Here is a 24730-nt window from a genome sequence, read left to right as displayed (position 1 = left end):
GAAGGCTGCAGCCCATGGGGCAAACGCCGGATCTGGCGGCCCTCGCCGGCGATTGGCTGCGCGGGGTGACCCGCTCCGGCTTCGTGCCGGGGGTGCGCGCCCGCGCCCGAGCCGCCCTGCACGACCTGCTCGAGGAGCTGGTCGCGGCGGTGCGCGCCGAGCCGTTCGACCCGGCCGTCGGCCACCGCATCGGCGCCGAGCTGGTCGACCTGCGCATGTCGTCGCCGCCGGTGATCGGCATGACCGTGCGCCTGCTGGCCGAGCGGCTGCCGTCGTTTGTGGACGGTAACCCGACCCGCGTTCCGGCCCTGCTGGAGACGCTGGTGACCGGATTCGTCACCGCCCAGCGCGACGCGGCGGTCGGTGCCGCCGAGCAGATGAACCGCTCGGAGAAGATCCACTGGCGGCGGGTGCAGACCGACCTGCAACAGCGGCTGCAGGACGCGCTGCTGCACGACCCGGCCACCGGTCTGCCCAACGCGCAGCACCTCCGCCGGCACCTGGCCGGAATCACCACCGGCCGGGTCGGGCTGTGCCTGCTGAGCATCGACCGGTACGCGGAGCTGTCCGACACCCTCGGCCAGGACAACATCGCCAAGCTGCTCACCGCGGTCGCGCACCGGCTGGCCGGCGACCACGTGCTCGCCCATGTCGGCGATGACCAGTTCGCCCTGGTCGTCGACACGGCCGGCCCCGACGACGTGATCAAGCTGGCCGACCGTTGCCGCCGCGCCCTGCAGTCGCCGTTCCCGCTCGACGGCCACGCGTTGTACATCGACGTGACGGCCGGCCTCGTCGAGGCCCGCACCGCCGGCGCCGACCCCGACCACTGGCTGCGCGACGCCCGGCTCGCGCTCGGCTGGGCCCGCCGCGACCGCCGCGATCACGCCGTCTTCGAGAGCGGCCGGGCCGAGGCCGAACGCCGGCGCCACCGCCTCGCCGCCGCGCTTCCGTCCGCTTTGGCGAGCGGCGAGTTCGTCGCCCACTATCAGCCGCTCTACCGCCTCACCGACCGCGTGATCATCGGTGTCGAGACGCTGGCCCGCTGGCAGCGACCCGACGGTCTGCTCCTGCCGGCCGACTTCATCAACCTCGCCGAACACACCGGCATGATCCGCCCGCTCGGCCGCCACCTGCTCGAACAGGCCTGCCGTCAGGGCACGCGGTGGCGGCGGGCCGGCCACGACCTGCTGATCAGCGTCAACCTCTCGCCGCTGCAGCTCGGTGAGCCGGCACTCGCCGCCGACGTGGCCGACATCCTGCATCGATCCGGCCTGCCGGCCGGCAACCTCCAACTGGAGATCACCGAGAGCGCGGCGCTCACCGACGGCTACGCGGTCCTTCAGCAATTGAAAGACCTGGGCGTACGCCTGGCCCTCGACGATTTCGGCACCGGCTGGTCGAGCCTGGCCACCCTGTCCTGGCTGCCGGTCACGACGGCGAAACTGGCCGCCGAGTTCATCACCGACGCCGGCGCCCCGGCCGTCACCGAGGTGCTGCGGCACACCGTCGGCCTGTGCCATGCGCTCGGCATGACCGTGACCGCCGAGGGCATCGAAACCCCCGGCCAGGAACGCCTGCTGCGCGACCTGGGCTGCGACCACGGGCAGGGATTCCACTTCGGCCGGCCGATGCCGGCCTCCGTCCTCACCCAGCGTCTCCGGATTGCTCGCGATTGGTAACGTCGAGCCATCCACGATCGTCGATCATGAAGTGGGGCGTGGATGGTGGGCGGGCTTCTCGATCCGGACGGCGCGGCAGGCTACCTGCGCGATTGGAAGAGCCGTATCGACCGGATGGCGGCCGACACGCAGGCCATGAGCGACCGGCTCGGCGCGTTGCGGGTGACCGCCGCCGACGACAACGACCTCGTCGAGGTCACCATCGACTCGACCGGCGTCCTCCTCGACATCCGGTTCGGCGACCGCATCCAGCGCGTGGCGCCCGACGCCGTCGCCCGCGCCGTGCTGAACGCGCTGCGCGCGGCCCGGCAGTCGGCCGCCGCGTCGACCCAGAAAATCATCGCGGAGACCGTCGGCGACGACTCGGTCGCCGGCCGGGCCATCGCCGAGCGGATGACCCAGCAGCTGACCGGAGACGACCGTGACTGACGGATTCGCCGCCGACGCGGAGCAGATCCGGGCCCACGCCGCCAAGATCGACGCACTCCGCACCCGCTTCACCGCGGTGCGCGGCGCGAGCGCCGCCATCAGCCAGGACGACGCGGCCTACGGCCGACTGTGCGGCTGGATCTCCGCGATCCTCGAACGCCGGCACGGCCGACAGGACGAATTGCTGGCGTACGTCGAGGAAAACCTGCGCCTGGCCGCCGAAGCACTGGTCCGCACCGGCGACGACTACGACCACGCCGACCAAACCGCCGCCGACCGGATCCGCCACGCCGGAGGCCCACGGTGACCGACGTTTCGCTGGTCGCCGACGTGCGCTCCACCCGCACGGCGTGGAGCGGGGCGTCGCTGGCCGACAGCTTCCAAGGCGTCCACCAGTCGGTGCAGAGCGGCAGCTGGGTCGAGGGCGCACTGGCCGGCGGTGCGTTCGCGGTGGAGGCGGCGGCCACCGTGCTCGACCCGGTGAGTGCCCTGCTGTCCAACGGCCTCGGCTGGGCGATGGAGTATTTCGAGCCCCTGCGCGAGATGCTCGACAACCTGGCCGGCATCCCCGACCGGGTGATGGCCCACGCCGAGACATGGACCAGGATGGCCGCCGAAATCCAGTCGATGGCCGCCGACCTGAAATCGTCCCTGCTCTCGGACCTGCCGGACTGGCAGGGCCCGGCCGCCGATTCCTACCAGGGCCTGATGACCAACAATGTGGAGGCCCTGGACGGCCTGAGCGTCCTGGCCGCCACGATGTCCAGTGCCACCGAGGCCGCGGGCAACCTGGTGCACTTCACCCGAGACCTGGTCCGAGACCTGATCGCCGACCTGGTGGCCCGAGTGATCGTCTGGGCCGCGGAGTCCCTCCTGGTAGTCACGATCCCGGTGGTGGCCGCCCAGATAATGGCCGCGGTCGTGAAGTGGGCCGGCCGCATCCTGGGCTACACGACGTCCTTGGTAACCAGCCTGCGAAACCTCACCCAGCTGCTCGAGGGATAACCGTGCCGCCGAAGAGCCGCGGACACGACGAGAGCCTTCCGGAAAGGCCGAGGAGTGCCCGGCCGGCGGCGCGGAGTGTGCAGGCAGCACACGACGAGATCGGCGAGGCGGCCCGGGCGGGCCGACCTAGCCAGCAAACAAATCACCTGATCACCCGGCAGACGAGGGAAACCGGCGGCAGGCCGACCGGTCCTCCGACGCGTCCCCAGCGCGGTGACGATGCGGAGGTCCGGCGATCCATCGAGCTCGAGAACGAGGCGGCCGTGACGCTCGCCGATCACGGTTACCAGGTGCAGCAAAACCCGACGCGAAGCGAGGTCGCCGCGGCCCGGCAAGCCACCGGCGACATCGGCAATCCACGGTCGAAGCCGGACTATCTCATCGAGGGCCGAGTCTTCGATTGCTACTCACCCACCAAGCCGGACAAGAACGTCCGTGGCATTCATTCGCAGGTCATCGAGAAGGTGGTGATCCTGCGGCAGACTCAGCGCGCTGTGGTGAACCTGGCAGACTGGGCCGGCGATCTGGCCGCTCTCCGGAAGCAGTTCAGCGATTGGCCGATCGCGGGTCTCAAAGAGCTGAAAGTGATCACCCGCAACGGCGACGTCATCCAGATCGACCTGCCCAGCGGAACAGATTGAGAGCATGGACCGTGGCCATCGACTACAACCTGTACCTTGCCGGGAATCCACCGGTAGAGGTGGTGGCGCAATGGGCCTTTCCCGCGCTCGACGATCGTCCTACTGGAACGGTGCCGTTCCTCACGGCCGACCTCGACGAGAAATACGGCTACGACGTCGTGGTGACCTCCGGCGAGAACGCCTACATCGACGTGGTGACCGACGACGGCGGCTGGGAATGGGAACCGGAGACGTTCGTTCTGGTCGCGTTCCGCCTCGACAAAGAGGCTGACCGTCCGACGGCGATCGACAATGTCCTCTCCGCAGTGCAACGCGTCCTCGCGGCCGGCGAACAGGACGCCGCCCTCGTTCTGAACGGCGACATCCTTTTGCTTTCCCGGCTCGACGGCGTGGTGGCCAAGCATCGGCGCGGCGCTTGGTGGTCCTTTCATCCCGCGGCTGATCAGCTGATTCCTGGGTAGGTCAGGTGGGGCGGCACAGCTGGGGGTTGGCCAGTTCGGCGCAGGGGCGGTCGCCGTGGGAGCGGATTATGTCGGCGCCCGTCTGGTTGGTCAGGTAGCGCAGGAAGCTGGCGGCCAAGGAGTTCGCGGCGGGCTCGCCGTACGTGTAGCCGAATTCTGTTTCCCAGAACGGGTATGTGCCGTGGTCGGCGTCGGCGACCGTCGCCGGGTGGCCGTTGATGCGGACGGAGACCAGGCCCTTGCGGCCCGCCGCCACGCCCAGTTCGCTGTAACCCATCGCTCCCGGCGTCGTCGCCACGGTGCGCAGCACGGTCTCCGTCGTGTCGCGGGCGCAGCGGACCACGCCGGCCGGGGAGCCCGGGTCGACCGTGCGGCAGTCGTCGGAGTTGCTGCCGGGTTCGCGTTCGCCGGCCAGCACCCGGCGTTGGAAGGCGGCCCTCGTGCCGGAGCCGGGGTTTCGGCTGATCAGGCGGATCGGCACGTCGCTCCCGCCGACCTCCTGCCAGTTGGTGATCCGGCCCTGGTAGATCTGCCTGATCTGGTCCAGGCTGAGGTCCTGGACGCCGGCGTCGCCGTTGACCACCAGGGTGAACAGGAAGAATGCGATCGGCCTGGGCAGCAGCCGGGGCAGGCCGGTCGGTTTCTCGCCGTCGGAGAAGGCGAGGACGTCGGGGCCGGCCTGGTCGAGGGTCTGCAGGCCCTCGCCGCTGCCCCGGAACTCGTAGGCGAACGAGGCGCCGGGGCACAGGTCCTGGTACGACTTTCCGGCCTCGCGCGCGACCGGCTCGAACGCGGTGGAACCGATCAGCCGCAGGTGGCCGGAGGCGCAGTCGAGGGGAACGCCGTCGCCGCTCGACGCGAAGATGAACAGTTGGGCGACGACGATCGCGACCAGGAAGCCGACCAGTGCCATCACGCGCTTGGGTGTTCCGGTGCGGCTCTTGGTCTCCTGAATGCGGCCGCCGCTTACCCCGCCCTTGATCGTGCACTCCACGTGGGGCGGTGGATATTGCCGCGTGCCCTTTCCGCCGTCGGCGCGTTCCAGGGCGCAGAGCACCTTGTAGTGCTCGCCCCGGTTCATCGGGACCTTCGGCAGTTCCAGCACGGTGTCCTTGACGGTGAAACCGCCGCCGTTCTGGAAACTGGAACTGATGTTGTTGTCGCTGACCTCGGTGATCACGGCGCCAACCACGTTGCGGTCGGTGAAGGTGATCGTGATGCCCGTGTCGTCGGCGTGCGAGCGCGAGTAGTCGCTCTCGTCAATGTTCGTCGCACCGTTGTTCTCGATGCGCAGCAGCACGATGGTCGGGTCTTCCAGCTTGCGGTTGCCCACCATCAGCTGCGCGAACGGCCCGTCGTGATCGGTCTTGACGACGTTGCTGGCGGTGGTGTCCATCTGGACCCGATAGCCGAGACGCTTGCGCCCCTTGACGACGAACTCATACAGCGCCGCGATCCCGGGGACGACCACACCCAGGGTCGCGAGCGCCACACTCCACCAGAACTCTATGACCGCATTATTGGGTCGTCCGGCGTCGCGGGTGGACGATCGCGCCGAGGGTTCAGGGAATGTTTACTCAGACTCGGCGGAGGACGCTGACCACCCGGCCGAGGATCACCGCGTTGTTGCCGGGAATCACGTCGTAGGCCGGGTTGCGGGGGACCAGGTCGATGCGGTGGCCCTCGGTGCGCAGCACCTTGACGGTGGCCTCGCCGTCGATCATCGCGGCCACGATGTCGCCGTTTTCCGCGGTGGGCTGCTGGCGGACCACGACCAGGTCGCCGTCGCAGATCGCGGCGTCGATCATCGAGTCGCCCTTGACCCGCAGGGCGAAGAGGGTGCCGTGGCCGACCAGGCTCTGTGGCAGGGTCAACTCTTCCTCGACCTGCTCGTCGGCGGTGATCGGCGTGCCGGCCGCAATCGAGCCGACCAGCGGGACGCGGACGTCTTCCTCGCGTGTGGTCTCCGGCTCGGAGGAGCGGATGTCGACGGCGCGTGAGCCGCGGGCGTCGCGGCGGATGTAACCGAGATCCTCGAGGCGATCGAGCTGATGGGCCACCGAGGACGGTGAGGCCAGGCCGACCGCGGAGGCGATCTCGCGCATGGTGGGCGGATATCCCTTCCGGCCGACCCAGTCACGGATCATTGTCAGAATCTGCTGCTGGCGGGCGGAGAGCTCCTGCGCGGGGGAAGCCATGCGGTGACGATACTACACTTTTCGATCATCTGTACTAATGATCGTTCGAACGGGTGCCGCCGATGCCGCGGAGGCCCCCGCAGGGGCCTCCGGGCGTCAGATGTAGCTGTGGTCGCCCGAGTCCTTCAGGGCGTCGACCAGCTGTTTCACCTCTTGGGCGCGGTCGCGCGGGCACACCAGCACCGCGTCCGGAGTGTCCACGATGACCAGGTCGCGCACGCCCATGGCCGCGATCAGGCGGCCGGAGCTGGGCACCACCACCAGGTTTTCCGTCTCGCGCAGCAGCACGCCCGACTTGTCGGCCCCGTCGCGGCCGACCACGACATTGCCGGCGTGGTCGGAGGCGAGCACCGCGCCGAGGGTGTGGAAGTCGCCCACGTCGTTCCAGCCGAAGTCGCCCGAGACCGTGCCGACCCGGCCCACCGTGGCGGCACCCTCCATCACGGCGTAGTCGACCGAGATGCGCGGCAGCGTCGGCCACACCTCACCGAGCACGTCCTCCCGGGACGGCGAGTCCCAGGCCTGGGCGATGCGTGAGATGCCGGCCGCGAGCTGCGGCTGCTGCCGGGACAGCTCGGCCAGGAACACGTCGACCCGCCACACGAACATGCCGGCGTTCCACAGGTAGTTGCCGGACTTCACGTAGCTTTCCGCCACGTCGTACGACGGCTTCTCCTTGAATTCCTGCACGGCCAGCACCGGACCGTCACCGACCACGCTGCCGCACTCCAGGTAGCCGTAACCGGTCTCCGGGCGGGTCGGGGTGATGCCGAGCGTCATCAGCAGGCCCTGCTGGGCGCCGCCCATAGCCTGCCGGATGACCGCCGTGAACTGGTCCTTGTCGGCGATCAGGTGGTCCGAGGCGAACGCACCCATGATTGCCTCGGGCTCGCGCCGGGCGATCACCGCGGCGGCCAGGGCGATCGCGGCGCACGAGTCTCGCGGCGACGGCTCGATCAGCACGTTCTCGTCGGGGACCTCGGCGAGCTGGCGGGACACGGCGGCGGCGTGCGCCACCCCGGTCACCACCAGGATGCGGTCGGCGGGGGAGAGCTGATCGAGGCGGTCGACGGTGGCCTGCAGCAGCGACGCATCCGTACCGGTCAGCGGGTGCAGGAACTTGGGGTGGCCGGCCCGGGACAACGGCCAGAGACGTGTGCCGGTGCCCCCGGCCAGCACGACGCCGTAAAGCGCACCCTGTTGGTCAATCATGCTGGCGAAGTGTAGTGGGTCACGCGGCCGCGACACGTTTCCAGGTGGTGACATGTACCTCGGCACTGGAAGCCCAGGTGAACTCTTTGGCGCGGTCGAATCCGGCCTTCGCCAGCGTGAGCCGGCGCTGCTCGTCGTGCAGCAGATCGGCCAGGTCGGTGGCGATGCGGTCGGGGTCCTCGGTGGTGTAGGCCACCGCGTCGCCGCCCACCTCGGGCAGCGACAGCCGCGGCGTCGTCAGCACCGGTGTGGCGCAGGCCATCGCCTCCAGGATCGGCAGGCCGAACCCCTCGCCGAACGACGGGTAGCAGGCCACCAGCGCGCCACCCAGGAAGCCGGGCAGGTCGGCGTAGCGCAGATAGCCCGGGCGGAGCAGCCGCAGGTGCGACGGGACCTCGGCCACCGCGCGGTCGATCTCGTCGTCGTGGCCCTGGCCGCCGGCCAGCACCAGCGCCGGCGGGTGCGGCCAGTCGGCCACCGCGCGGGCCCAGCCGCGGATCAGGTTGGGAACGTTCTTCCGGGGCTCTTTGGCGCCGAGGAACGCGACATAACCGGCGTCGGTCAGGCCGAGGCGGGCGCGGACCCGCGCTTTCTCCTCCTCGGTCGGCGCGTGGAACGCGGTGTGGTCGACCCCGTGGTAGGCCACGTCGATGCGGGTCGGATCGGCATCGAGCAGCCGGATCAGCTCGTCGCGGGTCGCCTTGCTCGGCACGATCACCCGGGCGGCCCGGCGCAGCGACGTCTTGATCGCGCTGCGGAAGAAGGTGCGCTTGGTGTTGTCGTAGTGCTCCGGCTCGGTGAAGAACGTGGCGTCGTGCACGGTCACCGTCACCGGGCAGCCGGCCCGCAGCGGGCACGTGTAGAACGGCGAGTGCAGCACCTTGGCGCCGACCTGCTGAGCCAGCAGCGGCAGCCCCGTCTGCTCCCAGGCGAGCCGGGCGGGCCGGTGCGCGACCGCGGCCGGTCCGGCGATCACCTCAGCGTCACCGAGCATGCGGCTGTAACGCTCCGCATCCGACCGCTGGGCCACAACGGCCAGATCGACCCTGTCCGGATCCAACTGGCCGAGGGCTCCGAGGAGGCCGTCGACGTATCGGCCGACGCCTCCTCGATCAGCAGGAACGCTGGTGGCGTCGACGAGCACTCGCGGGGGGCGACCGGCGGTCACGAGGCAACTCCCAAAGAGGTTGTAATTCAGACCACTGGCAAGCCTACGCCCGGAATGCATCGGGCACGTGACCGCGACACCGCCTGATTCGAAGCGTTTCCGGGAACTCATTGCAAGTTCAGGATCAGTCACTCAGCGTGACGGGCCTATCGTTGGTGCGGTGCAGACCACGATCCCGCAGGCCTTGGCCGAGGCGGTTCGCCGCGACCCGACCACCCCACTGCTGACCTGGTACGACGACGCGACCGGCGATCGGACCGAGCTGTCCGGGGCGACCCTCGACAACTGGGTGTCGAAGACCGCCAACATGTTGATCGACGGCCTCGGCCTGGGCGTCGGGGACAGCATCGCGGTGGTGCTCCCGCCGCACTGGCAGACCGCCGCGATCGTGCTCGGCGCCGCCGCGGCCGGCGTGGCAGCCGACCTCGGCGACGAGCCGCAGCCGGTGGATGCCCTGTTCACGAGCCCTGCGCTGGCGGATCGAGCGATGGCCTGGGCGACCGGCGACCGGCTGATCACCGGACTGCTGCCGCTCGCCATGCCGCTGCGCGAACTCCCCCCAGGTTTTGTCGACTATGTGACAGAGGTTCGCAACTACGGCGACCACTTCCGCGGCGCGCCGATCGCGGACGACGACCGCGCCCTCGCCGGCCCGGTCGAGATGAGCCACCTCGCGGTGCTGCGCACGGCCACGGTCCGAGCGGCGGAGCTGGGCTTCGGCGCCGGCGACCGCGTCCTGATCGACACCCGCGCCTACCCCGACCCGGCCGACTGGCTCTTCACCCCACTGGCGGTGGGCGCCTCGGTGATCCTGTGCGCCAACCTCGACCCGGCCAAGACCACCGCCCGCGCCGAGTCGGAGAAGGCGACCGTGCTGCTGACCTAGAAGCCGACCGCGACCAGCAGGTACTGCGGGTCCTGGTGGGAGACGTAGGTGGACTGGGCGTTCACGTCGTCGTAGGGGAAGCCGTAGGCGCGGCCGTCGATGGCGTTGTCGTGCCAGAACTTCGCGTAGAAGTTGGCCGGGGCGGCCTGGTAATAGGCGCTCCGGTCGCTGGCCTGGGCTGCGGACACGTGCCGATTGAGCTGGGCACACTCGTCCGGCTTTCCGGACAGCGGGCCGGCGCAGCCGAGGATCTCCGAGCTGGTCGCGGCGCTCGTGGAGGCGGCGAAGTAGTCGGCGTAGCGGCCGCCCGGCTTGAATTCGAGGTCGCCGCCGGGGGAGAGGATCTTGTCCAGGCCCTGGGCCAGATGGTCGAACTCGGCGGGGACCGCGGCCTTGAAACGGGCGAACGTCGCGGCCCGGGACTCGGCGAAGACCTTGCGGCTCTCGCCCACCTCCTGGTCGAAGCCGTCGGCTGCGTGCAGGCGCATGGCGATCTTCAGGACGAAGGCGTCCACCCGCGTGGTGTTGCCGTTGAACTGGTCCGGGCCGACGGTGAATTCGACGAAGTCGTTGTACTTGCTGGTCGGCGAGCCCAGGTGGAAATACATCCGGCCGGCCGAGTTGGCCGGCATGTCCAGATAGGGCTGGTCGGCGATCGAGTGGGTCTGCCCGTTGAAGGTCCAGTAGACCTTGCTGTCGGGATAGGCGCCGTTCGTGCGATTCAGCACCTTGACCGTGAGCACATTTTTCGCCCGGGGGATCCCGGAGGTGTCACCCCAGAACGAAACGGACTTTTTGTCGGGCGCCGACGTCGGCGCCTTCGCCGGCCGCTTCGAAACCGGCGGCGAGGAGGGCGGGACCGCCTGCGGCGACGAGGGCGGTGCCGGTGCGATCGAGACGGGTACGGGGGACGCCGCCGTGACCGGAGCCGCGGCCGGGGGCGGGCTCGGCGCGCACCCCGCCACGACCAGCACCACGGAAAGAAGTCGCCATCGGATCGCCACGATCACGTAGCGTCCTGGGCGCAAACCGGCAGGTCAACGTGATGATCGACGCCGCCTGATTTGTGTTATGCCGGGTCGGCCGCACGCTCCCGGGCCAGCTCCTCGAACGCCACCAGTGACTCCGGGTTGGCCAGCGCGCCCTTCGCCGCCGCCGACTCGACCGGGGTGCCGGTCAGGATCCGCTTCACCGGCACCTCGAGCTTCTTCGCCGACAGGGTGCGCGGCACCGCGCGTACCTGATGGATCTCGTCGGGAATGTGCCGCGGCGAGAGAGCCGACCGCAGCTCATCGCGGATCTTCCGGATCAGGGCGTCGTCCAGTTCGAGGCCCTCGGCCAGGACGACGAACAGCAGCAACTCGCCGTTCGGGTTGTCGTCCTGCTCCAGGTGGACCACCACCGAGTCGGCGATCTCGGGCAGGCTCTCCACCACCGAATAGAACTCGGCCGTGCCCAGCCGCACCCCGCCGCGGTTCAGGGTGGCATCCGAACGGCCGGTGATCACGCACGTGCCGTCGCGACCGATCGTGATCCAGTCGCCGTGCCGCCACACGCCCGGATAGACGTCGAAGTACGCCTCCCGGTAGCGCTTGCCGTCCGGGTCGTTCCAGAAACTCACCGGCATGCTCGGCATCGGGGCCGTGATCACCAGTTCGCCGAGCTCACCGATCACCGGCTGGCCGGCCGGGTCGTACGCCTCCACCTTGGCGCCGAGCACCCGGCACGCGATCACGCCCTCGATGACCGGGTGCAGCGGTGAGGCGCCGACGAATCCGGTGCACACATCCGTACCCCCGGAAAGCGATTGCAGTTGCAGCCGCGTGCCCACCGCCTGGTAGACCCAGTCGAAGCCCTCGGCCGGCAGCGGAGCGCCGGTCGAACCGACGGCCTTCAGGCCGGGCTTGTCCGGCGTCAGGCCGGCCTTGCGGCAGGCCATGAGGAACGGCGCCGACGTGCCGAAATAGGTGATGCCGGCCTCGTCGACCAGATCCCACAGCGCCGACATGTCCGGAAAAGCGGGATTGCCGTCGAACAGAACGATCGAGGCGCCCACCGCCGGGCCGCTGACCAGGAAGTTCCACATCATCCAGCCGGTCGTGGTGAACCAGAAGAACCGGTCGGACGGGCCCAGGTCGTGGTGCAGCGCCAGGATCTTGAGGTGTTCGAGGAGGATGCCGCCGTGGCCGTGCACGATCGGTTTCGGCAGGCCGGTCGTCCCCGAGCTGTACAGCACATACAACGGGTGATCGAACGGAACCGCCTCGAAACCCATCGGGTCATCGCCGGCCAATGACTGCCAGTCACCCGCGCTTGCGTCCAGATAACCGATCGTCACCACGTGCTCGATCGACGGGATCGCCTCGACGATCGCCGCGACTTCCGTCGATCGGGAGATCGGCTTGTCGCCGTAGCGGTAGCCGTCCACCGCCACCAGCACCTTCGGCTCGATCTGGCTCCACCGGTCGACGACGCTGCGGGTGCCGAACTCCGGTGCACAGGACGAGAAGATCGCGCCGAGGCTGGTCGTGGCGAGCATCAGAACGTACGTCTCCGGGATGTTCGGCGCGTAGGCCGCAACCCGGTCGCCGTGCCCGACACCCCGGGCCTTCAGCCCGGCACGCACGCTCCGCACCTGCTCACGCAACTGCCGCGCGGTCAGGGTGATCGATTCCCGGCTTTGCGAGTACGCGATTACCACCGGATCGTCGTCCCCGATCCCCGGCATCCGCAACACGTGCTCGGCGTAGTTGACGGTCGCCCCCGGGAACCAGGTCGCCCCCGGCATGGTCGCGTCGGGCAGCACCGCCGACGCCGGGGAGTGGCTGATCACCTCGAAGTAGTCCCAGATCGACTGCCAGAACCCCGGCAGGTCGGTGACGGACCACTGCCACAGCGCCGCGTAGTCGGCGAACACCAGCCCGCGCTCCCGCTCCAGCCAGCGCAGATAAGCGCCGATGCGGGTGGTCTCGCGAACGTCGGCCGGCGGTTCCCACAGCACTGTGCCCGTCATGCACACACCTTAACTTCAGTTCAGGCCGTCATTTCGATCAAGGATTGAGCCTCTCCCGCCTCTCCGCCGTACGTCCATGTAGCCGGCCGACACACCCGGCGCGATGCGTCGTGCCCGGCCCACATTCCGGCGCTGACTGATCGGCCGCCAACTATGTCCACCCGGCCGAGCAAAACCGGCGCCCGCGCTGGTGCAGTCGGTCATGACGGCGGTTGCCCAGCGTGGGTAGCGTGCCAAGTCAGGAACCACCCGGGGAGTGAACCGTGCGTCACATCAGGTCGATCTTGTATGCCCTCGTCCTGGCGCCGGCCGCGTGGGTCCTCACCGGCGCCGGACTCACCGGCGACCTGACCACCCGAGGCCGCGACGGTTTCGCCGTCGAGACCTTCACCGGACTCCTCATGCTGCTGCTCGCCGGTGCCGCGTACGGAATCCTGGTCCTCGGCCCGATCTCCCCGGCCGGCCCGGCGGCCGCCGGCGTCGTCTACCTGGGCATGACGCTGTGGGCGCTGGCGTCCCCGTCGGCCTACGCCGACGCCTGGCCACCTTCGGTGGCCAAGGAGGGTTTCGATCTTTCCCGGCCCGGCTACGGCCTGGCCGCATTGCTTGCGGTTCCCTTGATCTGTACGGCGTTGAGCGCGCGCCGCTGGGCGAAATACGAGCCGCCGGTGTTGCCGCTGATCGGCCGGATAGGCCGCTTCCGAGGCGCCGCCACGGTCCCCGGCATGGCCATTTCCGCAGCCCAGACCACGGTGATCGCCTCCACCGGCACCGACTCCGACCCCACCAGGCCGATGCGCCTGCCAGCCGCACCCACCACCTCCTCCGACAACACGACAATCGTCGTTGCTGGTGGAGACGACGACCCAACCGCGAACGTCGCCGCCCCAAGGACGGCCGTTGAAGCCGGCAACGACGAGCCGACGGTTGCGGTGAGTGACCCGACGACGGCGACGGGCACTGTCGGTGACGAGTCGACAGCGGCGGTGGATGACCCGGAGGCCGAGGGCGAGCCGACGACGGTGATGGGGGCTGTCGAGGACGAGCCGACGGTTACGGTGGGTGATTCGGCAGCCGACGGCGAGCCGACCGCGGTGGTGGCCGACTCTGCGACGCCGGCGCAAGCCGGTGAGGACGAGGTGGCGGCCACCGAGGCTGAGCCGTTGGTGGAGAGCCGGCAATCCGAGACGCCTGCGGAAGGCCGGCCGGACACCGCGATCGTAGAAGTCGACGAGCCGACCGCGGTGATGAGCGGGCCGGCCACTGATGACCGGCTGACGGTGGAGGCGTCCGCAGACGACGAGCAGACAGCAGCGGACGGCCTTGCGTCCGAGAGTGATTCGGTAGTGGATGCTGCCGATGGCTCTGTGCCTGCGCCGGCTCCGGATGGCGACGAACCAACGACGGTGGTGAGCGACTCAGCGGGCGGCGTTTCGCCGACCGCAGCGGACGGCCCAGCCGCCGAGGGCGAGCCGACGGCGGAAGGCGACGCCGCACCGGAGACGGTGGCGGCCGCCGACAAACCGGCGACGGTGACCATCGGCGATTCGACCGAGGGCGACGAGTTGACGGCCGACGTTGCCGGGCTGGTGGCAGCGGACGGCCCGGACGCTGTCGATGAGCGCAGGGCCGCCGAGGCCACAGCCGGCGATGAGTCGACGCTGGCCATCGCCGAGCCGGGCGAAGGCGACACGCTGACGGCCGATGAAACTGAGTCGGCCGAGGGCGACGAGTCAACGCTGGCTATTTCTGAGTCCTCTGACGGCGACGAGTTGACGGCTGATGTGGCTGAGCTTGCCGACGGCGACGAATTGACGGCTGATGGACTTGAGTCGGCTGACCGCGACGAGTTGACGGCTGATGTGGCTGAGCTTGCCGACGGCGACGAGTTGACGGCTGATCTGGCTGAGCCTGCCGAAGGCGATGAGCTGACTGCCGATGTGATCGAGCAGGCGGAGGATGCTGACTCGGCGGTGGTCCCGGCCGCCGCTGAGCCGGTTGACGGGGACGAGCCGACGACGGCCGTTGTCGGGGTTGCGATCGAGGATGAGCCGACAGGCGCGGACGAGGAGTCGGCAGCAGCGGTGTTGTCGGCGCAGGCTGCCGGTGAACCGACGGCTGCGGTGCCGATCGGTGATGACCAGCCGGCGCCTGACGTGCAAGACGAGGATGACCAGCCGGTGGCTGACGTGCGGGCAGCGGACGAGCAGTTGCCCAACGGCGATGGCCCATCGGCGGACGCCGCCGATGCGTCGGTCGAGGGGGAAACCGCTGGATCCGACGCCGGCGACGACGAGCCAGTTGCCGTCGTCGCGGGCGCCGAGGACGAAGCGACCGTGGCGATGGCCGCTGGCGGGGATGCCCCGGCTGCCGCGGGCGCCGAGGGCTCCCTGGCCGGCGAGGGCACGGCGGCGGACGAAGCGACCACTGACCTGGCTGCCGAAGACGGCGATGCCGAGGCAGTGAAGGGCCTGACCGCTCGCGGTGGTGCGGACGCGATGCCGCAGGCCGAGGCGGGCGACAGTGCCGGATTCGACGCTGACGACAGCGCCGGCTCCGGGTCGCGGGATGGCGAGGATTCGACTGCCGCAAACGCGGCCGGCGCTCTTGTCGTCGAAGGCGCGGTGGCGGACGAAGCGACGGCAAGCCTGGCTGCTGAAGATGGCGACGCCGCGGCGGTGGAAGGGCTGACTGCGCGTGGTGGTGCGGACGCGCTGCCGCAGGCCCAGGCCGACGACGATGCGGAATCCGCGACGGGCGAAGGCGCCGGATCCGAGCCGGGTGATGACGCCGTGCCCGAGCCGGGCGATGACGCCGGATCTGAGCCGGGCGGCGACGCCGTGTCTGAGGCGGGGGACGATGCCGCGTTCGGCGCTCGGGGCGGGGATGAGCCCGGTGACGCGGGCGGCGAGGAATTGGTCGGGCCGGTGGGGGACGGCGAGACCACGGAAGCGCTAGGGGGAACCGGGGAGCGGGCCGCCGGGGTGCTGGTTCCGGGTGGGGAACCCGGGGACCGCACTCAGGTCATCAGGCTTCCGGTCGCGGATGACTCCGAGCGGACTCAGGTTGTTCGGCTTCCGGTGGTGGATGACGGGGAGAGAACGCAGGTCATCCAGTTTCCGGTGGGGGACGGCGGCTCGCGGACGCAGGTGGTGCAGTTTCCGGGCGGGGACGACTCCGAGCGGACTCAGGTTGTTCGGCTTCCGGTGGGGGATGACTCGGAGCGGACTCAGGTGGTTCGGTTGCCGGTGGGCGACGACGCCGAGCGGACTCAGGTTGTTCGGCTTCCCGTGCGGGATGACGGGGAGAAGACTCAAGTCTTGCGGCTTCCTCTGGGGGAAGCGGGCGAGCGGAAGCTGCTGCCGTTCCCGGTCAGCGATCCGGGGGAGCGGACTCGGATCATCGAGCCGAAAGAGAAGGACTCGGCTGAGCAGACTCAGGTTCTGCGGTTTCCGTCGCGGCCCATCGGGGAGTGGCCTACCCGGGACGTGCGTGGGCTGGGTGAGCGGACCCGCGACCTCAGCAACCGCGCCACGGGGGACGTGGGCGGGGACGAGACCCAGGTGATTCGGCTGGCCGGGAAGACCGTGGATGCCGAGCGTACGCAGGTCATCCGGCCGCAGCTGGTCACGCCGCCGGGGGAGCGCACCGAGGTGGTGACGTTCGGTGCCAACGAGGAGCCTGCGGTGTCCATCGCCGACGCTGAAGCGCCCAACTTCGCCGAGGATCCGACCGGGCGGATCGAGCCGCCCGCGGCCCGGAGCGACGAGGCGGGTGGGCGGCCGAAGAGCGTGTTCGGTATGGAACGGCCGCCGGACGAGGTGGGCGAGGACACCACGCACATCCCGGCGCAGCGGCCGCCCTCCGACGACGAGAGCTGACTTGGTCAGCTCAGGCGGGATAGCGCCGGGGGGATCTGGCGGGCCGTCGCCAAGGCCAGCGGAGACGGCAGCGCGTCGGGGGTGAACCAGCCCAGGGCCGAGGACTCCTCGCTGATCTGCTCGGTCGCGCCGGCCGGACTGTGGACCAGGAAGCGCACGTCGTAGTGCACCGACGGGGTCGCCGGCGTGCCCTCCGCGCCGCCGCAGCGGACCTCGTGGACGTCCACGTCGATCGGGTCGGGGTCCAGGCGCAGGCCGGGGATGCCGGACTCCTCGGTGGCCTCGCGCAGGGCCGCCGCGGCGAGGGTGTCGTCGCCGGGCTCGCAGTGGCCGCCCAGCTGCATCCACTTGCCCAGTCGGCCGTGCAGGCAGAGGAGAACCCGGCCGTCGGGGTCGACGACCAGCGCGCTGGCCGTGATGTGGCCGGGCCGGTGCGCCCTGGTCATCGCGACCGGGCCGGCCGTGAGCAGCTCGAGGGCGCGCTTGCGGGCCAGGTCGCCCTCCTCGGTGGTGGCCCGCCAGGCGCCGAGCACCCGGACCGCGTCGTCGTAGAGGGCGCTCACGTGGCGGCTCCAAGGAGTTCGAGAGGGATGTCGCGGCACGTCGCGCTCATTCCGCGGCTCCGGACAATTCCAGGCGGATGCCGTCGTCGTGCGGTAGCGGGATGCTCGTCACCGACTCGGCAGCCAGGGCGGCGCGGAGGCGGTGGGCGTCGGCGCCGAGGCGGATCAGGCCGGCGGCGGTGGTGTCGCGGGTCTGCAGGTGCAGCGCGACGGCGTTGGTGGCCGAGGGCTCGGCGGGGGTGACCGTCGTGGTGCGGGACAGGTGGGTCGCCACCGTCTCCAGGGCGCGTTGCACCGCCTCCGGGTCGACCGGTGGGGCGGGATGGTCGTGCTGGAGGGTGTCGGGCAGTTGGGCGGCGTCGCGCAGGCCGGCCGCCCGGGCCTCGGCGGTGCCCAGGCTGAACATGTCGCTCTCGGCGTCGCGCAGCAGCGGGGCCGCGCCGGGGCCGTCGGTCGCGGTGGCTTTCAGGTAGCCGCGCACCACGGCCACCGGGACGTTGTCGACCTTGCCCTTGACCAGCTCGCCGGCCGCGGACAGCTCGTCGATCACGGCCATCTGGGTGATCTGCAGTTCGTTGCCGTAGGGGTCGGTCTCGCCGCGGTGGTCGCGGAACGGTGGGATGCCGGCGGCGCCGAGCGCGACGTCGGTCAGGCCGTTGCGCCAGGCCCGGCCCATCGTGTCGGAGATGATGACCGCCACGTCGAGGCCGCGCGCCCGGAAACCGGCGCGCAGGCTGCGGGCTGACGCGTCGGGGTCGGCCGGCAGCAGGACCAGGTGGGTCTTGTCGACGTTGGAGGCGTCGATGCCGGCCGCGGCCATCACGAAACCGTGGTGGGTCTGCACGATCGTGGTGGGGCCGCGGCGGGCCACGACCCGGGCGGTCTCGGCGGCCAGGGTGGCGGCCCGGGCGGCGTCACGCTCGGGGCCGTCGGCCGGGACCTCGACCAGGTTGCCCTCGGCCTTGGAGACGATTTTGCTGGTCACGACCAGGACGTCGCCGTCGGCGAGCCAGGGGGCGGCCGCCGCGATCAGCTCGACCAGGTCGTCGCCGGCGGTGACGTCACCGATGCCGTGCACCGGCCGGATCTGAAGCCCGGTCACGAGACACCGGCCAGGGACAGGGCGTCGCGCACCATCTGGGCGGTCGTCTCCTCGGAGGTCATCCACAGCGGGACGGCCCGGGTGGGGACGCCGGGCACCTCGGTGCCGGCGTCGGTGCTGTCGACCAGCCAGCCGTCGAGCAGGCCGTTGTCGGCGCGGCTGCCGTAGAGCGCGCCCACGCCGGCCGCGCTCACCGCCACACCGAGGGTGGCCAGGCACTTGTCGGCCATGCCGCGGATCGGGGACTCGCCGATGATCGGGGAGACCCCGACGACCGGGGCGGAGGTGCCGATCAGGGCCTCGCGGATCGGGTCGACCGCGAGGATCGGGGCGATGCTGACCACCGGGTTGCTCGGGGCCAGCAGCACCACGTCGGCGGCCGCGATCGCGTCGAGGACGCCGGGGGCCGGTTTCGCCGCGTCGGCACCGACGAACACGAAGCGGTGGGTGGGCAGGTCGCCGCGGTAGCGGACCCACCACTCCTGGAAGTGGATGGCCTTGCGCTCGCCGTCGACATCGACCACCACGTGCGTCTCGAGCCGGTCGTCGGTGGCCGGGAGCAGCGTGACGCCGGGCTGCCAGCGCTCGCACAACGCCGCCGTGACGGCGGACAGGGGAAAACCGGCGCTGAGCATCTGGGTGCGTACGAGATGGGTGGCCGTGTCCTTGTCGCCCAAGCCGAACCACGACGGCTCGACGCCGTAGGCGGCGAGCTCCTCCTTGACCACCCAGCTCTCGCCGACCCGGCCCCAGCCCCGCTCGGGGTCGTGGGCGCCGCCCAGCGTGTACATCACGCTGTCGAGGTCGGGGCAGATCTGCAGGCCGTGCATGCGCACGTCGTCGCCGACGTTGACCACGGCGGTGACGTCGGCGCCGATGGCCCGCGCATGGGCACGCACGCCGACGAGGAATTTCGCACCGCCGATACCGCCGGTGAGGACCACGATCCGCATGGCGACATCTTCCCGCACGGGTATGACAGAAGTGCCCTCCGGGTAAGCGGCGCCACATGCACGACCGGTCTACGCTGGGCCGGTCTCAAAATCATCATCCGTCAGGGAGAATCCGTGACCAGCCAACCGCAGCCCACGCCGGGCGAGGGCAGATCGGCCGGCCAGTACCTTCGCCCCCTCCGCGATCTCGCGGCATATGCCCTGGTCGGGGCGGTTGCCGTGTTCCTGCTCGTGGCGATCGTCGACCTGTTCGGCGACGGCTTCAGCTACCGCACCCAGGGCAGCTTCGGCGGCTTCATCAACCTTGCCACCATCGCCTTCCCGATCGGGGCCGTCCTGCTCTCGCTGCTGGTCGAGCCGCGACACCCGAAGGCGCAGCTGATCGTCATCGTGGCCGTCGTGGAGTACGCGGTGATGGCCGTGTTCGGGTTGTTCTTCGGCGTGCTGATCGGCCTGATCAACGAGGCCGGCCACAACGGCGCCCGCAGCGCGTTCGAGGGTCTGCTCGTGCGGGTGGCGTGGCTCGCCGTCTTCGCCGTCGCGGCCTACGCGGTGTTCCTGATCTGGCGCAACATGTTCTACACGCCGCGCCCGAAGGCGCAGCCGGGCGTCTACGGCCAGCCGCAGTACAACCAGGCCGGCGCCTTCCCGGGCCAGCCCGGCTACGGCCCGCCGCCCGGCCAGCCCGCTCCCGGCCACCCCGGCCCGGCCCAGCCGTTCGGTGCGCCGCCGCAGAGCGGTCCGCCCGCGCAGGGCGGTTACCCGCCGGCGCCCGGCCAGCCGGGCTACGCGGCCCCGGGAATGTACGGCCAGCCGGCCCCGACGTGGAACCAGCCGGCGACGCCGATGCCCACCGCCCCGCCGCCGGCCGCGTTCACCCCGCCGGCCGCTCCCGCGAGCGAGCCCACTCAGGTCGTGCCGCAGGCCGCACCGCAGGCCGAGGGCGAGGACCGCACCCAGAAGATCACCGATGACCGGCCGGGCTACGGGCCGGCCGATCAGGATCCGCCCCGGCAGTAAACGCCGCGTGCCCGGGCGCCGTGTCCTATTCCACTGCGCGCGCCCGGGCACGACCGGGGCAACCGGTCAGTTTCCGGCCTAGGCTGCACTGCGTGGTAAAGGTCAACGAGGAACCGGTTCCGACCGAGGCGAGTATTCGCCGCGCCCTGCGCCGCGCCGCCGACGGCAAGGCCATCGATGCCGAGGAGGCCGCCGCGCTGCTGGCGGCCACCGGTGATCCGCTCGACGACCTGCTGGCGATCGCCGGCGGCATCCGGGACTCCGGTCTGCGCCTGGCCGGCCGGGAGGGCGTCGTCACGTACTCTCGTAAGGTTTTCATCCCGCTGACGCGGCTCTGCCGCGACCGCTGCCATTACTGCACTTTCGCGACCGTGCCGCACCGCCTGCCGGCGGCGTTCCTGGAGCGCGACGAGGTCCTCGAGATCGCCCGCCAGGGCGCGGCGCAGGGTTGCAAGGAAGCGCTGTTCACGCTGGGCGACCGGCCGGAGGAGCGGTGGCCCGCGGCCCGGGAGTGGCTGGACGAGCGCGGTTACGACTCCACCCTCGACTACGTGCGGGCCTGCGCGATCGCGGTGCTCGAGGAGACCGGCCTGCTGCCGCACCTCAACCCGGGCGTGCTGAGCTGGGCCGAGCTGCAGCGGCTCAAGCCGGTGGCGCCGAGCATGGGCATGATGCTGGAGACCACGGCCACCCGGCTGTGGTCCGAGCCCGGCGGTCCGCATTACGGCTCGCCGGACAAAGAGCCGGCGGTACGCCTACGCGTGCTCGACGATGCCGGCCGGGTGGGCGTCCCGTTCACCACCGGCATCCTGATCGGCATCGGCGAGACCCGGGCCGAGCGGGTCGACGCGCTGTTCGCGATGCGCCGCACCGCCCGGGAGTACGGGCACATCCAAGAGGTCATCATCCAGAACTTCCGCGCGAAGCCGGACACGGCGATGCGCGGGATGCCGGACGCGGAGCTGCGTGAGCTGGCCGCGACCGTGGCGGTGGGCCGGATCATCCTGGGCCCGCGGGCCCGCATCCAGGCCCCGCCGAACCTGATCGACGCCGAGTTCTCCCTGCTGCTGAAGGCCGGCATCGACGACTGGGGTGGCGTCTCGCCGGTGACCCCGGACCACGTGAACCCGGAGCGGCCATGGCCGCAGATCGACCTTCTGCGGGAAAAATCGGCTGAAGCCGGATTCGTCCTGCGGGAGCGACTCACGATCTATCCGGAGTTCGTGAAGCGCGCCAACGAGGGCTGGCTGGATCCCCGCCTCGCGGCCCACGTGGCAGCGCTGGCTTTGCCCGACGGCTTGGCCGACGAAGAGGCGATCCCCACCGGGATGCCGTGGCAGGAGCCGGACGACGCGTTCGGCACCGGCCGCACCGATCTGTTCGCCACGATCGACACCACCGGTCGCACCGGCGATCGCCGCTCCGACTTCGACGATGTCTACGGCGACTGGACCGAGGTCGCCGCGCACATCACCACGGACAGCGCCAAGAGCCTGCCGACCGACGTGCTCGCGGGCCTCAAGCTGGCCGGCGAGAACCCGGCCGCGCTGCTGCTGCCGGAGCACGAGGACAAGGCGATGGCCCTGTTCAACGCGGACGGTTCGGCGCTCGACGAACTCGCCCGAATCGCCGACGACCTGCGTAAGGAGGTCAACGGCGACGACATCACCTATGTGGTGAACCGGAACATCAACTTCACCAACGTCTGTTACGTCGGCTGCCGGTTCTGCGCGTTCGCCCAGCGGGAGAAGGACGCGGACGCCTACCGGCTGAGCGTCGAGCAGGTCGCCGACCGGGCCGAGCAGGCCTGGCAGGACGGTGCCTCCGAGGTCTGCATGCAGGGCGGCATCGACCCCAAGATGCCGATCACCGCGTACGCCGATCTGGTGCGCGCCGTGAAGCAGCGGGTGCCCGGCATGCACGTGCACGCGTACTCCCCGATGGAGATCGTCACGGCCGCGTCCAAGGCCGGCGTGCCGATCCGGGAGTGGCTGACCGAGCTGCACGAGGCCGGCCTCGACACCATCCCGGGCACCGCCGCCGAGATCCTCGACGACGACGTGCGCTGGGTGCTCACCAAGGGCAAGCTGCCCGCCAGCACCTGGATCGACGTGGTCACCACGGCCCACCAGGTGGGCATCCGGTCGAGTTCGACCATGATGTACGGCCACGTCGACCACCCTCGGCAGTGGCTCGGCCATTTCCGGGTGCTGGCCGGCATCCAGGACGTGACCGGTGGCTTCACCGAGTTCGTGGCCCTGCCGTTCATCCACACCAACGCCCCGATCTACCTCGCCGGCCTGGCCCGCCCCGGCCCGACCTGGCGGGAGAACCGGGTCGTGCACGCGATGGCCCGGGTCCTGCTGCACGGCCGGATCAACAACATCCAGTGCTCCTGGGTGAAGCTGGGCGACGACGGCACCCGGGTGATGCTCAACAGCGGTTGCAATGATCTTGGCGGCACCCTGATGGAGGAGACGATCTCCCGGATGGCGGGCTCGGAGCACGGCTCGGCCCGCACGGTTGCGGAGCTGAAGGAGCTCGCGGCGGCGGCCGGACGGCCGGCGGTGGAGAGAACGACTGTGTACGGCCGCAGGTAGCCCCCCTGTCGGGTTGATCACCTCAACCGAATGGACCTTGGTTACAAGGTCACAAATCGGGTTAAATTGGACGTGACGCGCCAGGGTGGCGTAACCCTGTGTGGCTCCTGAGAGATAGGGCAGGAACGGGACCACGACGCGCCGAAGGCGCGCCGGGGAAACGGGCCTATTTATCAGGTTCGGCTTGACGACGCACGTCTTACACGCGTGTAATTTCGGGTGGGGTTGTGGGGTCGGGCGCTACGTAACTTTCGCGTTCGCTCCGCAAAAAACACGCCGCGTGCGTGGGGGGTCAGCGCCGGCAGTGATGCCGGCGCGGGAATTGGGAGGCACGCCGATGGAAGCGCAGGTTGAAGGGGTAGACCTGCTCGGGGACGCGCCCGAGTGGCAGGAGCGGGCGCTGTGTTCGCAGACTGATCCGGAAGCTTTCTTTCCGGAAAAGGGCGGCTCCACCAGGGAGGCGAAGCGGATCTGTGGCCGGTGCGAGGTCAAGGGGGAGTGCCTGGAATACGCACTGGGTCACGACGAACGCTTCGGCATCTGGGGTGGACTGTCCGAGCGTGAACGCCGCAAGCTGAAGCGGCGAGTGGCTTAAGAAAGCTCGTCGGGATCAACGCCGAGCAGGTTGGCTACCTGCTCGATGATCACATCGTGGACGAGGTCGGCGAGGTCTTCGCGGTCCATCGCCCGGAACTCCAGCGGCCGCCGGTAGAGCACGATCCGAGGGGGAAGCTCCTGCCGGCCGGGGCGGCCGGGCAGCAGACGGGCCAGCGGCACCTCGCCGTCCTCGAGCACGTCAGAGTCGTAGACGTTCAGATCGGGAGGCACGTCCTCCACCGCGAACTCGACGCCGGCCAGCTCTTTCGCGTAGCGCCGCTCGAGGCTCTCGACCGTGTCCAGCACGAGATCGTCGAAGATCTCCGCTTTCGTGCGGGCCAGGGGCACGGTCGCCGGCACCAGCCGGCCGCGCAGACCACGGCCGTGGCGATCGCGGCGGGTCGGATGACCCGGGCCGTCTCTGCGGGCCGTGTTGCGTCGGCGCTCAGGGCTGGTGGTCACCTCGCAACTCTAGTCCTCCGCAGGGGGTACTCGGTGACAGCCGGGTTTCGCCGCGTGTCCGGCCGGAATTCGTCCCAACGGGGCGGCGTGTCACCCGCCTATAGCCGAATCGTGATGCACGGCGGGTCGGCGTGTCGCGCGGTTTCGAGGCGCGTGCACGCCTCCGGGGCGATAACGTGCCGCCGTGAGGTCACCACGGCGCTGCTCCCGGAACGGCTGTCCCCGACAGGCGGTCGCCACTCTGACCTACGTCTACAACGACTCGACCGCCGTCGTCGGCCCCTTGGCGGCGTTCGCCGAGCCCCACACGTACGACCTGTGCGAGCCGCACGCCCGCAGCCTCACCGCCCCTCGAGGCTGGGATCTGGTTCGGCACGACGGTGATTTCGCGCCCCCACCCCCCACCACCGACGACCTGGTCGCGCTGGCCGACGCCGTGCGTGAGGCGGCCCGGCCGCCGGCCCCGCCGCCGCGCAGCGACGAGCAGGACCTTCCCGGCCACCAGACGGGCCGGCGTGGACACCTACGGGTGATTCCGCCGACCCACTAGAGATCTTTTCGGGTCGGGTCCCGCCACTCCAGAAAGAACGTGACCCCAGCCCAGGCTCCCCGAAACGGAGAGCTGGACACTTATCGCGCGGAAGGCCATCGACCTCCCGCATGATGGTCGCCGCGCTCGGATACCGGGTTGTCGTCCCGCTTCCTGGGCATGGTCCCGCCTGATGAGCAGCGCTTCCACACCCTGGACCACCCAGCGGTCAGAAGAACATGACATACCGCCTATGTCCGACGCCGACAGCCCGGCCAGGGGCGACCTTGTGGACTTGGCGTGCGGACGGCGGTTTCAAGTGGTGGTT

The 24730-nt window shown here is 70.2% G+C and carries 23 protein-coding genes; 13 read left to right on the top strand and 10 right to left on the bottom strand.

Annotated elements, in window-relative coordinates:
• Positions 1–14 precede the first annotated feature (14 nt).
• From Ato02nite_RS05370 to Ato02nite_RS05345, 6 genes are all read left to right on the top strand, one after another.
• On the top strand, positions 15–1682 hold the full coding sequence (locus Ato02nite_RS05370) for a putative bifunctional diguanylate cyclase/phosphodiesterase (RefSeq protein ID WP_213005251.1): 1668 nt from the start codon (positions 15–17) through the stop codon (positions 1680–1682).
• A 42-nt stretch (positions 1683–1724) separates the two neighbouring features.
• Entirely contained in the window at positions 1725–2111 is a 387-nt protein-coding gene (locus tag Ato02nite_RS05365) for a YbaB/EbfC family nucleoid-associated protein (protein ID WP_213005250.1), read from the top strand.
• Positions 2104–2418, top strand: coding sequence for a hypothetical protein (locus Ato02nite_RS05360; protein ID WP_213005249.1), 315 nt, complete (start codon positions 2104–2106; stop codon positions 2416–2418). Before Ato02nite_RS05365 ends, Ato02nite_RS05360 begins: the two co-directional genes overlap by 8 nt.
• The gene (locus Ato02nite_RS05355) at positions 2415–3116 is read left to right on the top strand and encodes a WXG100 family type VII secretion target (RefSeq protein ID WP_213005248.1); all 702 of its coding nucleotides are present in this window, start codon (positions 2415–2417) and stop codon (positions 3114–3116) included. The genes Ato02nite_RS05360 and Ato02nite_RS05355 overlap by 4 nt, the downstream gene beginning before the upstream one ends.
• Positions 3117–3355: 239 nt before the next feature.
• Complete coding sequence (locus Ato02nite_RS05350) at positions 3356–3757, top strand: CdiA C-terminal domain-containing protein (protein ID WP_213005264.1); 402 nt, start codon at positions 3356–3358, stop codon at positions 3755–3757.
• Between the two features lie 11 nt (positions 3758–3768).
• Positions 3769–4218 (top strand): SitI3 family protein, encoded by a 450-nt coding sequence (locus Ato02nite_RS05345; RefSeq protein ID WP_213005247.1) that lies wholly within the window; start codon positions 3769–3771, stop codon positions 4216–4218.
• Position 4219: 1 nt separating this feature from the next.
• Here Ato02nite_RS05345 and Ato02nite_RS05340 read toward each other — a convergent pair whose 3' ends face one another.
• The 4 genes from Ato02nite_RS05340 to Ato02nite_RS05325 form a co-directional block, all read right to left on the bottom strand.
• Positions 4220–5710 carry a PstS family phosphate ABC transporter substrate-binding protein gene (locus Ato02nite_RS05340; protein ID WP_246606137.1) on the bottom strand — a complete coding sequence of 497 codons (1491 nt, stop codon included), beginning with the start codon at positions 5708–5710 and terminating at the stop codon, positions 4220–4222.
• An 85-nt stretch (positions 5711–5795) separates the two neighbouring features.
• Positions 5796–6416 carry a transcriptional repressor LexA gene (lexA, locus tag Ato02nite_RS05335; RefSeq protein WP_213005246.1) on the bottom strand — a complete coding sequence of 207 codons (621 nt, stop codon included), beginning with the start codon at positions 6414–6416 and terminating at the stop codon, positions 5796–5798.
• A gap of 96 nt (positions 6417–6512) precedes the next feature.
• A complete protein-coding gene (locus Ato02nite_RS05330) occupies positions 6513–7628 on the bottom strand; it encodes a mannose-1-phosphate guanylyltransferase (RefSeq protein ID WP_213005245.1) in 1116 nt (371 codons plus the stop codon).
• A gap of 19 nt (positions 7629–7647) precedes the next feature.
• The gene (locus Ato02nite_RS05325) at positions 7648–8796 is read right to left on the bottom strand and encodes a glycosyltransferase family 4 protein (protein ID WP_213005244.1); all 1149 of its coding nucleotides are present in this window, start codon (positions 8794–8796) and stop codon (positions 7648–7650) included.
• 160 nt (positions 8797–8956) lie between these two features.
• Between Ato02nite_RS05325 and Ato02nite_RS05320 the strand changes: the two genes are divergently transcribed.
• On the top strand, positions 8957–9682 hold the full coding sequence (locus tag Ato02nite_RS05320) for a TIGR03089 family protein (protein WP_213005243.1): 726 nt from the start codon (positions 8957–8959) through the stop codon (positions 9680–9682).
• Here Ato02nite_RS05320 and Ato02nite_RS05315 read toward each other — a convergent pair.
• Positions 9679–10425 (bottom strand): glycoside hydrolase family 64 protein, encoded by a 747-nt coding sequence (locus Ato02nite_RS05315; protein WP_246606135.1) that lies wholly within the window; start codon positions 10423–10425, stop codon positions 9679–9681. The genes Ato02nite_RS05320 and Ato02nite_RS05315 overlap by 4 nt on opposite strands.
• Between Ato02nite_RS05315 and Ato02nite_RS51355 the strand changes: the two genes are divergently transcribed.
• The gene (locus Ato02nite_RS51355; protein WP_246606133.1) at positions 10418–10696 is read left to right on the top strand and encodes a hypothetical protein; all 279 of its coding nucleotides are present in this window, start codon (positions 10418–10420) and stop codon (positions 10694–10696) included. The genes Ato02nite_RS05315 and Ato02nite_RS51355 overlap by 8 nt on opposite strands.
• 55 nt (positions 10697–10751) lie before the next feature.
• On the opposite strand, the gene Ato02nite_RS05310 is transcribed toward Ato02nite_RS51355, so the two are convergent.
• Positions 10752–12695 carry an acetoacetate--CoA ligase gene (locus tag Ato02nite_RS05310; protein WP_213005241.1) on the bottom strand — a complete coding sequence of 648 codons (1944 nt, stop codon included), beginning with the start codon at positions 12693–12695 and terminating at the stop codon, positions 10752–10754.
• A 263-nt stretch (positions 12696–12958) separates the two neighbouring features.
• On the opposite strand from Ato02nite_RS05310, the gene Ato02nite_RS05305 reads away from it, so the two are divergent.
• On the top strand, positions 12959–16576 hold the full coding sequence (locus Ato02nite_RS05305; RefSeq protein ID WP_213005240.1) for a midas domain-containing protein: 3618 nt from the start codon (positions 12959–12961) through the stop codon (positions 16574–16576).
• A 5-nt stretch (positions 16577–16581) separates the two neighbouring features.
• On the opposite strand, the gene Ato02nite_RS05300 is transcribed toward Ato02nite_RS05305, so the two are convergent.
• The 3 genes from Ato02nite_RS05300 to cofD are packed head-to-tail and all read right to left on the bottom strand — an operon-like array spanning position 16582 to position 19194.
• Positions 16582–17139 (bottom strand): NUDIX hydrolase, encoded by a 558-nt coding sequence (locus tag Ato02nite_RS05300; RefSeq protein WP_213005239.1) that lies wholly within the window; start codon positions 17137–17139, stop codon positions 16582–16584.
• A gap of 46 nt (positions 17140–17185) precedes the next feature.
• A complete protein-coding gene (locus Ato02nite_RS51350; RefSeq protein WP_246606131.1) occupies positions 17186–18241 on the bottom strand; it encodes a coenzyme F420-0:L-glutamate ligase in 1056 nt (351 codons plus the stop codon).
• Entirely contained in the window at positions 18238–19194 is a 957-nt protein-coding gene (cofD, locus tag Ato02nite_RS51345; RefSeq protein ID WP_246606130.1) for a 2-phospho-L-lactate transferase, read from the bottom strand. The genes Ato02nite_RS51350 and cofD overlap by 4 nt, the downstream gene beginning before the upstream one ends.
• Before the next feature lie 114 nt (positions 19195–19308).
• On the opposite strand from cofD, the gene Ato02nite_RS05290 reads away from it, so the two are divergent.
• From Ato02nite_RS05290 to Ato02nite_RS05280, 3 genes are all read left to right on the top strand, one after another.
• Positions 19309–20214, top strand: a complete 906-nt coding sequence (locus tag Ato02nite_RS05290) for a hypothetical protein (protein ID WP_213005238.1) — start codon at positions 19309–19311, stop codon at positions 20212–20214.
• A 92-nt stretch (positions 20215–20306) separates the two neighbouring features.
• Positions 20307–22814, top strand: coding sequence for a bifunctional FO biosynthesis protein CofGH (locus tag Ato02nite_RS05285; protein ID WP_213005237.1), 2508 nt, complete (start codon positions 20307–20309; stop codon positions 22812–22814).
• Positions 22815–23151: 337 nt separating this feature from the next.
• On the top strand, positions 23152–23409 hold the full coding sequence (locus tag Ato02nite_RS05280; protein WP_203802391.1) for a WhiB family transcriptional regulator: 258 nt from the start codon (positions 23152–23154) through the stop codon (positions 23407–23409).
• On the opposite strand, the gene Ato02nite_RS05275 is transcribed toward Ato02nite_RS05280, so the two are convergent.
• Positions 23406–23786, bottom strand: a complete 381-nt coding sequence (locus Ato02nite_RS05275; protein ID WP_189205811.1) for a metallopeptidase family protein — start codon at positions 23784–23786, stop codon at positions 23406–23408. The two genes, Ato02nite_RS05280 and Ato02nite_RS05275, sit on opposite strands and share 4 nt — an antisense overlap.
• Positions 23787–24057: 271 nt before the next feature.
• On the opposite strand from Ato02nite_RS05275, the gene Ato02nite_RS05270 reads away from it, so the two are divergent.
• Complete coding sequence (locus Ato02nite_RS05270; protein WP_213005235.1) at positions 24058–24423, top strand: DUF3499 domain-containing protein; 366 nt, start codon at positions 24058–24060, stop codon at positions 24421–24423.
• The last annotated feature ends 307 nt before the right edge of the window (positions 24424–24730 follow it).

This window comes from Paractinoplanes toevensis (genome assembly GCF_018332695.1).
Lineage (GTDB): Bacteria > Actinomycetota > Actinomycetes > Mycobacteriales > Micromonosporaceae > Actinoplanes > Actinoplanes toevensis.
The sequence above is the reverse complement of the archived record's forward strand: the minus strand, read 5'-3'. Positions and strand labels throughout refer to the sequence as shown.

Coding starts and splice junctions, on each gene's coding strand:
- Ato02nite_RS05370 (WP_213005251.1), top strand. CDS start 15: ATGGGGCAAACGCCGGATCTGGCGGCCCTCGCCGGCGATTGGCTGCGC.
- Ato02nite_RS05365 (WP_213005250.1), top strand. CDS start 1,725: ATGGTGGGCGGGCTTCTCGATCCGGACGGCGCGGCAGGCTACCTGCGC.
- lexA (WP_213005246.1), bottom strand. CDS start 6,416: ATGGCTTCCCCCGCGCAGGAGCTCTCCGCCCGCCAGCAGCAGATTCTG.
- Ato02nite_RS05330 (WP_213005245.1), bottom strand. CDS start 7,628: ATGATTGACCAACAGGGTGCGCTTTACGGCGTCGTGCTGGCCGGGGGC.
- Ato02nite_RS05310 (WP_213005241.1), bottom strand. CDS start 12,695: ATGACGGGCACAGTGCTGTGGGAACCGCCGGCCGACGTTCGCGAGACC.
- cofD (WP_246606130.1), bottom strand. CDS start 19,194: ATGCGGATCGTGGTCCTCACCGGCGGTATCGGCGGTGCGAAATTCCTC.
- Ato02nite_RS05280 (WP_203802391.1), top strand. CDS start 23,152: ATGGAAGCGCAGGTTGAAGGGGTAGACCTGCTCGGGGACGCGCCCGAG.